Source organism: Actinospica durhamensis, assembly GCF_018139695.1.
GTDB lineage: Bacteria > Actinomycetota > Actinomycetes > Streptomycetales > Catenulisporaceae > Actinospica > Actinospica durhamensis.
The window spans coordinates 1-10,091 of record NZ_JAGSOG010000293.1; the positions used below are offsets into that span (position 1 = coordinate 1).

A 10,091-nucleotide genomic window follows, 5' to 3' on the forward strand; every position below is an offset into this window, starting at 1 on the left:
GTCCCCGGCCCCGCAGACCCCACCGTTCCACCAGCGAAAGGCACCTCCATGCGAGCGACACTGATCTACGGCGCCGGCGACGTGCGGATCGGCGACGTGCCCGACCCCGAGCTGCGGCAGCCCACCGACGCGCTGGTGCGGGTGCTGCGCGCGTGCATCTGCGGCAGCGACCTGTGGCCGTACGGCTCCAAGGCGCCGGTCGAACACGGCGACCGGATCGGGCACGAGTTCCTCGGCGTGATCGAGGAGGTCGGCTCCGAGGTCTCCGGATTCAAGCGCGGCGACGTCGTGGTCGCCCCGTTCGTCTGGTCGGACGGGACCTGCGACTTCTGCCGCGAGGGCCTGCAGACCTCCTGCCGGCACGGCGGCACCTGGGGACGCGACGGTGTCGACGGCGGGCAGGGCGAGGCGGTGCGGGTCCCGCAGGCGCAGGGCACGCTGGTGAAGCTGCCGGTCGGCGAGGAGTCGGCGTTGCTGGCCTCGCTGCTCTCCCTCTCCGACGTCTTCCCCACCGGCTACCACTGCGCCAAGACCGCGGGCGTGAACCCGCGCACCACGGTCACCGTGATCGGCGACGGCGCGGTGGGCCTGTCGGCCGTCCTGTCGGCCAAGCGCCTCGGCGCCGAACGCATCATCCTGATGGGCCGGCACAAGGACCGCACCGACCTCGGCGTCGAGTTCGGCGCCACCGACGTCGTCGCCGAGCGCGGGCAGGAGGGCGTGGAGCGGGTCAAGGAGCTGACCGGCGGGGACGGCACGCACACCGTGCTCGAGTGCGTCGGCCTTGAGGCGGCCCTGGACACCGCGTTCGCCGTGGTGCGCGCGGGCGGCACGATCAGCCGCGTCGGCGCCCCGCAGTACCGGCAGGTCTCCTTCGGCTTCCCGGACTTCCTGCGCAACATCACCCTGACCGGCGGCGTCGCCCCGGCCCGCGCCTACATCGAGGAACTGCTGCCCGACATCCTCGACGGCAGGATCGAGCCCGGCCGCGTCTTCGACCGCACCGTGCGCCTCGACGGCGTGCCCGACGGCTACCGGGCGATGGCCGAGCGCGAGGCCCTGAAGGTCATGATCGAGCCGTGAGCAGGGCCGCCGGTGCCTGAGTCGGCGCATCGACCGACCGGCGCGCAGTCCGACCCCGACCCGCCCGATCAGAAGGGACATCCGCCATGCTCACCGTCAACGCCTACGCGGCCACCGCACCGACCGAGCCGCTCACCCCCACCCGGATCGCCCGGCGCGATCTCGGCCCGCACGACGTGCTGATCGAGGTCAAGTACTGCGGGATCTGCCACACCGACATCCACTGGGTCCGCGGGGACTGGGGGGCCAAGGACTACCCGGTCGTCCCGGGCCACGAGATGACCGGCATCGTCACCGAGGCCGGCGGCGAGGTCACCCGGCACCTCGTCGGTGACCGGGTCGGGGTCGGCTGCCTGGCGAACTCCTGCCGCACCTGCGCGAACTGCCGCAAGGGCTACGAGCAGTACTGCTTGGAAGGCAATGTCCTGACCTACGGGTCGGTGGACCGCGACGGCACCTTGACCCAGGGCGGCTACTCCACCCACATCGTCGTGACCGAGGACTTCGTCCTGAAGATCCCCGACGGCCTCGCCCTCGACGTCGCAGCACCCTTGCTCTGCGCCGGAGCGACCACGTTCAGCCCGCTGGAGCGGTGGGGCGCGGGACCCGGCAAGAAGGTGGCCGTCATCGGCGTCGGCGGCCTCGGCCACGTCGCCGTCAAGATCGCGCACGCGATGGGCGCCGAGGTCACCGCGCTCTCGCGCGGCATGGGCAAGAAGGACGACGCGTTGCGCCTGGGCGCCGACCACTATCACGCCACCGCGGACCCGGACACCTTCGCCCGGCTGGCCGGGGAGTTCGACCTCATCCTCAACACCGTCAGCGCACCGCTGGACGTCGACGCGTTCCTCTCCACCCTCGCCATCGACGGCACTCTGGCCGTCGTCGGCGCCACCCCCGAGTACTCCCTGCACCGGGCCAACCTGGTGCGCAACCAGCGCGCGCTCTCCGGCTCGCTGATCGCCGGGCTGCCCGGCACCCAGCGGATGCTCGACTTCTGCGCCGCCCACGGCGTCGGCGCCGAGATCGAGACGATCGACGCCGAGCAGATCAACGAGGCCTACGACCGGGTCCTGGCCTCCGACGTGCGCTACCGGTTCGTCCTCGACAACGCCACCCTCGTCTGACCCAGCGCCCGCGCCCGAGTCCGGGTCAGCGCACCTGTCAGGCCTCGGGGATGGGCCGGCCGAAGTTCTCCAGGGTGATGTCCTGCGGCTCGGGGCCGCCGCGGGTGCCGGTGTCGAGGGCGTCGAGGGCCACGAGCTCGTCCGGGCTGAGTTCGAACTCGAACACGTCGAAGTTCTCGGCGATCCGCTCGGGCCGGACCGACTTGGGGATCGCCGAGCGGCCCTCCTGCAGGTGCCAGCGGAGCATGACCTGGGCCGGGGTCTTGCCGTGGGCGCGGGCGATCGCGGCGATGGACGGGTCCTCGAAGGTGCTGGTGCCGGTGCCGCGGTAGCTGGTGATCCCCCCGATGGGCGACCAGGCCTGGGTGAGGATGCCGCGCTCGGCGTCGGCGGCCTGCACGCCCGCCTGGGTGAAGTAGGGGTGCACCTCGATCTGGTTGAGGGCCGGGAGCACCGTCGCCCGCTTCATCAGCTCGACGAGGTGCTCCGCCATGAAGTTGCTCACGCCGATCGCGCGGACCCGGCCGTCCGCGAGCAGCGTCTCCAGGGCGCGGTAGGCGTCCTGGGTCAGGTCGAACCGGCTCGGCAGGGCCTGGTGCAGCAGGAGCAGGTCGAGCTGCTCGACGCCGAGCTTGCCGACGGCCTTGTCGAAGGCGTGCAGGGTCTCGTCGTAGCCGAAGTCGCTGATCCAGACCTTGGTCTCGATGAACACCTCCTCCCGCGGCAGCCCGGAGCGGCGGATGGCCTCGCCGACCTCGCGCTCGTTGCCGTAGGCGGCGGCCGTGTCGATGAGCCGGTAGCCGGTCTCCAGCGCCGTGAGTACGGCGGCGGTGGTGACATCCGGTGGCGTCTGGAACACCCCGAAGCCGAGGGCCGGCATCTCGACGCCGTTGTTCAGGGTCAGGATCATGGTCCGGGTGCCTCCCAGCACGGTGCGGCGGTCGCTCGCTCGGGCACCATCCTCCCGGCTCGGCCCCGGCCCGGCATCCGGCGGGCGCCAGGCGGTGGACCGGACGGCCGCTCAGCGTCGGAACACGGCAGCGGCGGCGCGGGCGAGCAGGTACCAGGCGGCCGAGATGACGCCGACGAAGAAGCCGATGGGCCAGTCGGTCTGGTACGAGGCGGCGATGGCGATCCAGACCGTGGCCAGCGCCAGGAGCACGCCCAGGGTGAGGGCGGGGGCCGGATGCCGGGTCAGCGCGCGGGCGGCGGCCGGGGGGCCGATCATCAGGGTGAACATGAGCAGGGCACCGACGACGGGGACCGCGGTGGTGGTGGCCAGCGCGACCAGGGTGAGGAAGAGCAGGTCGATGCGCACCTGCCTGATCCCGCGGGCCTCGGCCACCTCGGGCAGCGTGCTCGAGAGCATCAGCGGGCGGTACACGCAGGCGAGCACGGCGACGCAGGCGAACCCGAGGATCGCGGTCGTCGTCACGTCCTGGCTGCTCAGTCCGAGGACTTCGCCGAAGAGCAGGGAGTAGATCTCGGGGGCGTACTCGGTACTCCAGGACAGGAACAGCGCGCCGAGGCCGAGCATGAGGGCGACGGTCAGCGCGGTGACCGCGTCGTGCCGGCCCTTGCGCGAGAGCAGGCCGATGAGCAGGGCTCCGCCGAGGGAGAAGACCCCGAGGCCGACGAGGCTGCTCACGCCGACGAGCCCGGCCCCGGCGGCGCCGGCGAACGCGGCGTTCGGCACGGCGTGGGCGGTGAAGGCGGCTGCGCGCAGCACGACGAAGAAGCCGACCAGCGCGGCGATGACGGCGACGATGCCCGCGGTGATCCAGGTGTCCTGCATGAAGGGTGCGAACATGCTCAGGCCGCCTCGGTGGTGGCGGTGGCGGGCGCGGGTCCGGTTCCGGCTCGAGGCCTTCGCAGGCCGCTGAGCAGGTACGCGGTGAACAGCAGCGCGATGACGAATAAGCTGACCGGCCAGCCGTTGCCCACCGGCTTCCAGTGGTAGCTGTCGTAGGCCAGCAGCACGCCGAGCCCGGTGGCGAGCGCGCCGAGCGCCGCGGCGGTGCCCATCGCGGCGAGCGGGCTCTGGGTCAGGCGCAGCGCGGTGGCGGCCGGGCCGATCAGCAGGGCGGGGCTCAGAATGGTGCCCACGATCAGGGAACTGAGTGCGACGGTGATGCCCATGACGACCATGAAGGCCAGCCCGAGCAGGCGGACGCGCACGCCGCGGGCTGCGGCCAGATCGGTGCTGACGGAGTCGAGCAGCAGCGGCCGGTAGCAGACGGCGAGGCTCGCCAACCCGAGCAGGGCGAAGGCGAGGGTGGCCGTGGCGGTGTAGCCGGAGACGGCGAACAAGGACCCGAACAACACCGTGACGGTCACTCCGGTGGTGGAACCGCTGGTGGTGTCGAGGTAGAGCAGCAGGGCCGAGACGCCCTGGACGGCGCCGAGCACGATGCCGGTGGCCACGCCGCGCGAGGCCCGCCGCCGGGTCGAGGCCAGGTCCATCGCGCCGCCGACGGCGACACCCGCGGCGATGAAGCCCCACAGCGGTCCGACGCCGAACAGGAACGCGCCGGAGCCGCCCAGGGTGCCGAGGTCGGCCAGCGAGTGCCCGGCGAAGGACTGCCCGCGCAGCACGGTGAACACCCCGACCGCGCCGGAGACCAGGGCGACGACGGTTCCGGTGAGCAGCGCCGCGTGCACCGGGCCGCTGGAGAAGAATCCGGGCTCGAACAGGAAGCGGAAGCCGGAGCCGAAACCGGAGCGGGGGCTGGACATCGCTCTCATCCGGCGTGCACCTCCGGAAGCCCGGCCGGACGCGCGGCGGTGTCGGCGCGCACGTCCCGCTCCCCCGCGTCGAACGCCTCCGCGCGCACGGTGGCTCCGGCGACCACCAGGATCCGGCCGTCGACGCGCAGGACGCTGATCGGATGCCGGTAGAGCTCGGAGAGCACCTCGCTCCGCACCACCTGGTCGGTACGGCCGTGCACGGCGCGGCCTTCGGCAAGGTAGACGACCTTGTCCATGACCGGGAGCAGTGGATTGATGTCATGGGCGGACAGCAGCACGGCGACGCCCTGCTCCCTCGCGACGCGCGAGGTCAGCTCCACGATCTCCTGGCCAGCCCGCAGATCCAGGTTGGCCAGGGGCTCGTCCATCACCAGCAGCCGTGGCCGGGCGATGAGGGCGTGGGCGATCAGGACCCGCTGCTGCTCGCCGCCGGAGAGGGTGCCGACGCGGGCGTCGGCGAACCGGGTGGCGTCGACGGCCTCGAGCATCCGCGCGACGGCGTCGCGCCGGTCGCGCGAGGGCAGCCGGGGGCCGAGCCGCTCGCCGTCCAGGCCGAGGGCGACCAGGTCGCGGGCGCGCAGCGGCGCGTCGTGCTCGATCTGGATCTTCTGCGGAACGTATCCGACGCCCCGGGCCCTGCGGGTCAACGGCTTCCCGCCGACCCGCACGCTGCCGCCGTCCGCGCCGCGCAGGCCGAGCACGATGCGCAGCAGGGTGGTCTTTCCCGCGCCGTTCGAACCGATCAGCCCGGTGAACTCGCCCGCGCGCAGGGTGAAGCCGACGCGGTCGAGGATCTGGCGGCCGCCGAGGCGGATCGAGACCTGCTCGACCTCGAGGACGGGCCGCGCCGGGCCGTCGGGCGCGGGTCCGGGTGCGGGCAGGGACATGGGCGAGATCACCGGCGCGCTCACAGGGTGGGGGCCGAGGTGCCGGAGCCGAAGGCGTTGCTCAGGGCACTGACCTCGGCCAGCATCCACTTCTGATACGTGTAGCCGGGGGTGGGCATGGTCTCGTAGACCCCGACCACCGGGATGCCGTTACGGTGCGCGAGGGTGAGCAGCGACTCGGTCAGGGAGTCGGTGACCTGCTGGTTGTACACGAACGCGGCCACCTTGTGTCCGGTGAACAGCGCCTGCTCGGCGGAGACGTCCTGCGGGGAGGGGTCGGTGCCGTTCATCACGTCCGCCTGAAACGCCCAGGGCGTGGCGTTGACGATGCCGGCGGCCGTGAGCAGGTAGTCGGCCACCGGCTCGGTGGTGGCCACCGCGTGGCCGCCGAACCTCGTCTTGAGCTGGGCGATCGCACGGTCGAGCGGTTCGAGTGAGGCGTCGAAGGCGGCGAGGTTCGCCTTGAAGTACGCGGCCTGCGACGGATCGAGGGCCTCGAGGTCGGAGGCGATCGCGGCGGCGACGGCCGGCATGGTCGAGGGCTGGTACCACAGGTGGGGGTTGGGGGTGGAGTCGGGCAGGCCGAGCAGGGTCTGCACATCCAGGACCTTGCGGTTGGCCCCGGCGTCGTCCTGCTCGATCTTCGCCATGAAGTCGTCGTAGCCGACTCCGTTCCGCACCACCAGCTGCGCACCGGAGACCTCGGCGGCCACCTGCGGGCTGGCTTCGAAGGTGTGCGGATCGGTGTTGGGGTTGCTCATGATCGCGGACACCTCGACGTACCGGCCCCCGATCTGGCTGATCACGTCGGCGTATTCGTTCTCCGCGCCGACGGCGTCGACCTTGCCGGCGGCGGCGTTCGACGGGGACGCACTGCTCGAGCAGGCGCTGCCCAACGCGGCGACCGACGCGAGGGCGACGGCGAACAGGGCGGTGCGGGCACGGCGGGGCCTGGACACGGGAAGTGAGCGCATATGAAAATGGTAATGATTTTCATAATCACTGTCCAGACCCCGGCCGCGCCCGAGTAACGCCGGGTCAGCAGTCGCGCAGCAGCGGAGACTGGTTGAGCAGCTGGGCTCGCTCGGAGGTGAACCTGCGGTACTGCGCGCTGCGCTCGGCCCCGGCCGGGAACGCGGCCAGGCGGTGGCAGTTCTGGAAGGCGAGGCAGACCCCGAAGTGGGATTCGAGGCCGGCCCGGATGGAGTTGCTGGCCAGGGCGCGCAGCAGCTGGCCGCGCTCGGCCTCGGTGGCGGGCGGGATCACGTTGTCGGCGAACCCGGATCCGTCGGCGGTGCGCCCGGCCGCGAGGTCCGCGGCGAGGCGTTCGACCATCGCGTAGGCGTACGGCAGCGAGGTGCGCACGGTCTCGAGGAACGCGGCCGGGTCCACCTCGCCCGCCTCGGCCTGGGCGAGCAGTTCGTCGGAGACGTCGAGAGACATGAGTCAGAGTCCTTTCGTAGGGGGTTGGTTCCACGCCACGCGCACAGACGCGGCGCGGGGCTCAGGCCGCGGCGGGCGAGGGCTCGGCCGGCGGGTTCAGGGCGGCGGGGCCGTGGCTGAAGTCGGGGTCGATCTGGCCGCGCAGGTCGATGCCGACCGCGGCGTTGGCCCACGCGAGGGCGTTGCGGCGGTGGAAGTGCTCGGCCTGGTCCTGGAAGGCGCGCCAGTCCTTGGTCCGGCCGTCCAACTCGGCCCGCATCCTCGCCAGCACCGCGGCGTTCTCGGGCTCGAGTTCGGCGAGCGGGCCGAGGTGGCCGCGCTCGGCGGCGCGCACGTACCCGGAGGCGCCGACGCAGGCGAGCAGGTCCGCGCCGACGTTCGCGCGCAGGAACGCCTCGTCCGCCTCGTCGGTGACCTTGTTGCCGATCACCCGCAGCGCGACGCCGAAGCCCTGCGCGTACTCGGCGTACTGGCGGTAGACCGAGACCCCGCGGCGGGTGGGCTCGGCCACCAGGAAGGTCAGGTCGAAGCGGGTGAACAGGCCGGAGGCGAAGCTGTCCGCACCCGCGGTCATGTCCACCACCACGTACTCGTCCACGGTGTCGACCAGATGATTGAGATACAGCTCCACCGCCCCGGTCTTGGCGTGGTAGCACGAGACCCCGAGATCCTCCGCGGCGAACGGCCCGGTCGCCAGCAGCCGGACCTCGCCCGCCTGCACCGCCCACTCCCGGTGGAACGGGTCGGCCCCGTCCACCCGCAGCAGCCGCGAGCCGCGCCCGGCCGGGGTCGTCTTGACCATCTCGGCCGCCCGGCCGATGCGCGCGTTGGTGCCGCGCAGGTACTCCTTGGCCTCCCCCAGGTGCTCGCCGAGCGCCGGCACCCGACCGGCCTCGTGCTCGTCGAGCCCGAGCGCCACGCCGAGATGCTGGTTGATGTCCGCGTCCACCGCGACCACCGGCGCCCGGCCGGCCGGATCGGCCAGATACCGGGCGAAGAGCGCCGACAGCGTGGTCTTCCCGCTGCCGCCCTTGCCCACGAATGCGACCTTCATCGCACACGACCCCGTTCCCTCTGTTCTGGTGAAGCCATAGTGAAGATGACTTTCGTTTTCATCTGTTATCAAGACTCGGCCACGAACTGACGGCCTGTCAAGTCGCGCGGTCGCCGATGCACCCGCGGATATTCACTGGCTCCTCGGTGAGGCTCGGTGACACACAGCCGGAGTGCATAACACTCCCGAGTCACCCGAGCTGCTGAAGATGCTCGACGAGCGGTCGAGGGCCTTCCGTGCGGCGATCGAGTCCGCGCCCGACCTCGGCGCGCAGGTACCGAGCTGCCCCGAGTGGACGCTGCTGGAGCTGGCTCGGCACGTCGGGGGGGCCAGCACCTCGAATCGCCCGTGAACCATCGCCCGCAGCTGGCCTACGCTCTGGATCTCTACGGCATCGCCCTCGCCGCGGACAGGCAGTTCGAGCCCGCCAAGGCCGCACTGGCAGAGTCCTTGCTCGTCCAGTGCGGGTTCGGCGCCGACGCAGCTCGGCAGGAGCAGACCCTCGGTCTGCTGCGTTCCCTCGAAGCGGAGATAGCCGCGGACGCCGCCTCGTACGGCGATCCGGACTCGCGGCCCTCTTGGTGGGCTTTGGCGCAGATCGCGGGCTCGGCGTGGATATTCACCGGCATGCCGGTGTTCGTGGCGGGCGGCGCCCCGACCACCTCGGCGGCGCGCCTGGTGGAACTGATCTCGCTCGCTTTCCTGTCGCTCGTCTACCTCGTCATCGCCACGGCCTTTTCCCGGCGGCTGTCCGTCGCGGCCGCGTGCTACGTCGGGCTGCTGAACGTCCCGAACATGATCGCGCTCGCGAGATCGGGGTGAGGAATCGGCGCGGAGCGGCCGGGTCGTCACCCACCGCTGCCGGGGGTGCCTTGCGGCCACACCCGTGTGCTTTCATAGGTGAGTGACCGAGGAGAGCATTGCGATACCTGCCCAGGAGTACTACGCCAAGCGCGTGCGGTACTACCTGGCCGAGCGCGGCCGGGACGAGCAGGTCCTGGCCAACGTGCCGGTGTATCCGGCCGGAATGACGCAGGCGACGTTCGCCAAGGACGTCGGCGGCCTGCTCGGCAGCCTGGCCGGCTCCGGATCGAGCGAGGGCATGGTGATCGGCCGCAACGCCGGCCGGCTGATCGGCGCGGAGGCCAACCGCGCGCAGGGCGGCGGCGTCGTGCGCGCCGACATCAAGATCCCCAAGCGCTCCATGCTGGTGCTCACCAACGAGCGGCTGCTGATCTTCAACATCTTCCGGCTGGGCTTCTTCACCGGCAAGCCGAAGAAGGACGCCGCCGTGGACATCCCGCTGACCGAGATCCTGTGGGTCTCGGAGCCGGCGGTCATGTCCGGCGGCGTGACCAAGCTCGTGCGCGTGGACGTCTGCGTGCGCAACCGGGGCTTCGCCCGCGTGGAGACCCCTTCGGCGGCGGCCAAGAAGGCGGTGGCGCTCGCCGCCGAGGTCTCCCGGCGGATCGAGTCGCTCAACGCGCCGCTGGTGTAGGCGGCGGCATGCTCCGTCAGAGGTCTGCGAGGTAGGCCCGCCAGCCGCCGGGGGCGGTGACCTCCGAGGCGCCGGGCGGGACGGGGCCGTGGGCCAGGAAGCCGAGGACGCCGCTGCCGTCCGCCAGGGTGACGGTGGCGAATCCGAGCGGCGCGGGGACGGTCTCGAGCAGGGCCGCGAGCGACTGCTGCGGGAGTTCCCAGACTTCGGCCGGGATGCCCGCGGCGTCCTGCCCCGCGGCGCCCGGGGGT

Annotated in this window: 13 protein-coding genes; 5 read left to right on the forward strand and 8 right to left on the reverse strand. The window is 71.8% G+C overall.

Annotated features, from left to right (window positions below):
* The first annotated feature begins 48 nt into the window (after positions 1–48).
* Together KDL01_RS34680 and KDL01_RS34685 are read left to right on the forward strand one after the other, a co-directional pair.
* Positions 49–1,083, forward strand: coding sequence for a zinc-binding dehydrogenase (locus tag KDL01_RS34680; RefSeq protein WP_212532925.1), 1,035 nt, complete (start codon positions 49–51; stop codon positions 1,081–1,083).
* Between the two features lie 86 nt (positions 1,084–1,169).
* Positions 1,170–2,210, forward strand: coding sequence for an NAD(P)-dependent alcohol dehydrogenase (locus KDL01_RS34685; protein WP_212532926.1), 1,041 nt, complete (start codon positions 1,170–1,172; stop codon positions 2,208–2,210).
* A 37-nt stretch (positions 2,211–2,247) separates the two neighbouring features.
* Here the strand turns inward: KDL01_RS34685 and KDL01_RS34690 are convergent, their stop codons facing one another.
* The 7 genes from KDL01_RS34690 to KDL01_RS34720 form a co-directional block, all read right to left on the reverse strand.
* Positions 2,248–3,120: an aldo/keto reductase gene (locus KDL01_RS34690; protein WP_212532927.1), complete on the reverse strand. Its 873-nt coding sequence runs from the start codon at positions 3,118–3,120 to the stop codon at positions 2,248–2,250.
* Between the two features lie 111 nt (positions 3,121–3,231).
* Positions 3,232–4,020, reverse strand: coding sequence for a metal ABC transporter permease (locus tag KDL01_RS34695; protein ID WP_212532928.1), 789 nt, complete (start codon positions 4,018–4,020; stop codon positions 3,232–3,234).
* A 2-nt stretch (positions 4,021–4,022) separates the two neighbouring features.
* Positions 4,023–4,946: a metal ABC transporter permease gene (locus KDL01_RS34700; RefSeq protein ID WP_212532929.1), complete on the reverse strand. Its 924-nt coding sequence runs from the start codon at positions 4,944–4,946 to the stop codon at positions 4,023–4,025.
* Positions 4,947–4,951: 5 nt separating this feature from the next.
* Entirely contained in the window at positions 4,952–5,845 is an 894-nt protein-coding gene (locus KDL01_RS34705; RefSeq protein WP_212532930.1) for a metal ABC transporter ATP-binding protein, read from the reverse strand.
* 20 nt (positions 5,846–5,865) lie between these two features.
* A complete protein-coding gene (locus KDL01_RS34710) occupies positions 5,866–6,819 on the reverse strand; it encodes a metal ABC transporter solute-binding protein, Zn/Mn family (RefSeq protein WP_212532931.1) in 954 nt (317 codons plus the stop codon).
* A gap of 64 nt (positions 6,820–6,883) precedes the next feature.
* On the reverse strand, positions 6,884–7,288 hold the full coding sequence (locus KDL01_RS34715; protein ID WP_212532932.1) for an SCO5389 family protein: 405 nt from the start codon (positions 7,286–7,288) through the stop codon (positions 6,884–6,886).
* Between the two features lie 61 nt (positions 7,289–7,349).
* Positions 7,350–8,342: an ATP-binding protein gene (locus KDL01_RS34720; protein ID WP_212532933.1), complete on the reverse strand. Its 993-nt coding sequence runs from the start codon at positions 8,340–8,342 to the stop codon at positions 7,350–7,352.
* 172 nt (positions 8,343–8,514) lie between these two features.
* On the opposite strand from KDL01_RS34720, the gene KDL01_RS34725 reads away from it, so the two are divergent.
* From KDL01_RS34725 to KDL01_RS34735, 3 genes are all read left to right on the forward strand, one after another.
* Entirely contained in the window at positions 8,515–8,694 is a 180-nt protein-coding gene (locus KDL01_RS34725; RefSeq protein ID WP_212532934.1) for a maleylpyruvate isomerase N-terminal domain-containing protein, read from the forward strand.
* Positions 8,691–9,164 (forward strand): hypothetical protein, encoded by a 474-nt coding sequence (locus tag KDL01_RS34730; protein WP_212532935.1) that lies wholly within the window; start codon positions 8,691–8,693, stop codon positions 9,162–9,164. The genes KDL01_RS34725 and KDL01_RS34730 overlap by 4 nt, the downstream gene beginning before the upstream one ends.
* 82 nt (positions 9,165–9,246) lie before the next feature.
* Positions 9,247–9,840, forward strand: a complete 594-nt coding sequence (locus tag KDL01_RS34735; protein ID WP_212532936.1) for a hypothetical protein — start codon at positions 9,247–9,249, stop codon at positions 9,838–9,840.
* 16 nt (positions 9,841–9,856) lie between these two features.
* Here KDL01_RS34735 and KDL01_RS34740 read toward each other — a convergent pair.
* Positions 9,857–10,091 (reverse strand): allophanate hydrolase-related protein (locus KDL01_RS34740; protein WP_438802008.1); only part of this gene is annotated, 235 nt, incomplete at its 5' end.